1 protein-coding gene and 1 pseudogene are annotated in these 1,311 nt (G+C 43.0%); both read right to left on the minus strand.

What is annotated here, in order from left to right:
• Positions 1-853, minus strand: an 853-nt coding sequence (locus AB5935_RS26490; protein ID WP_368327927.1) for a sugar-binding domain-containing protein, incomplete at its 3' end; no start/stop codon positions are given.
• A gap of 59 nt (positions 854-912) precedes the next feature.
• Positions 913-1,311: pseudogene (locus AB5935_RS26495) on the minus strand (rhamnogalacturonan acetylesterase); the annotation flags it as partial.

Raw genomic sequence — 1,311 nt, forward strand, 5'->3', positions numbered from 1 at the left:
GATTATAAAGATAAGGATTCTCCGCATTCCGATGATGAGTTGACTGAATATGGAATGTCAGACCTATTTCCCGATCCGTAGAAATATGAGCGGGTACTGTCAGCTGCCGCCGGGCAACTTCCTTCCCTTCTTTATCTGTAAGGGTAAATCTAAGGTCGTATGATGCACCCGGACTTGGATAATTACCCGGCACTGTACTTTTCTGTTTGTCACCGACCATAACCCGTAGTTTCAAATCCGCATCTTCAAACCGATTATCGAAAAAGGTCTGTGCGACCATATTGTCTATCCAACGTTTACGCGGCATAGCTTCCAAAGTGACATCCCTGTAAATTCCGCCCAATGTCCAGTCGTCGAAAACATCAAATTTATACTCTTTAGTTATCTGCCTTACACGGACTGCCAACAGATTCGCCCCGTCTGTTTTCAGCTTGCCGCTGACATCAAACGCAAACGACGTATAACCGCTGTCATGCCTGCCCAGAAACTTCCCGTTCAGCCAGACCTCTGCCGATGACCACACGCCGCCGAAATGAAGCAATACACGCTTCCCATCCCAGCCTTCAGGAGTATCAAATTTATGCAAGTAAAAGCCCTCACTAGCCTTGTTTTCCTTGAACCCTCTATATACAGGTTCCTCATATCCCAGAACAGCCCAATTGGACGGTACAGGGATCTTTGTGAATTTCTGACTACTGAATCCCGGAGAGCTGAAATTCTCCAGACGTTTAGCTTCCTGTTCAGTCTTTGCCAAGGCAAATTGCCATTCGCCGTTCAAGCTAATATACTCTTGAGCATTTACACAGAAGCCTGATAACAGTAAAATAAATAAAATGATGATACGCGGATTCATAATATAATTTTTGTAGAAACAATTAGAACTCAATTCATTTTAGAAACTTTATACACAACCTATATTATATCCCCGTCAAACAATCCTTCAAGAGAAGTATGGGTATGATCATTTTTGAAGAGTCCGTTCACTTTCTTTCTACCTTCCTTCTCCATTTTATCAGCTGATAATTTATTCAAGTCGATAAAACAGGCCCCCTTTGCTTCAGCCGCTTCACGCGCCCATCCTGCATAAGTATCAGTTCTTCTTTCTATCTTCCCTTCCTTCCAGATATTACGTGGAGTAGGACTTAAAATAACCGGAACAGCCCCCTTCTCCTGTACATCCATAATAAATTTCTTCAAATACCAGCCATAAGTATACACAGCCTCATAAATCCCAGTCTTTTCCACCATGACAACTTTGCTTTCGTCACCCGTTCCTTTCAGTTCACCACGCGCCTTTCCTTTTTGTATATC

This window comes from Phocaeicola sp. RTP21198st1_B8_RTP21198_201120 (assembly GCF_040929485.1).
GTDB classification, from domain to species: domain Bacteria; phylum Bacteroidota; class Bacteroidia; order Bacteroidales; family Bacteroidaceae; genus Phocaeicola; species Phocaeicola dorei.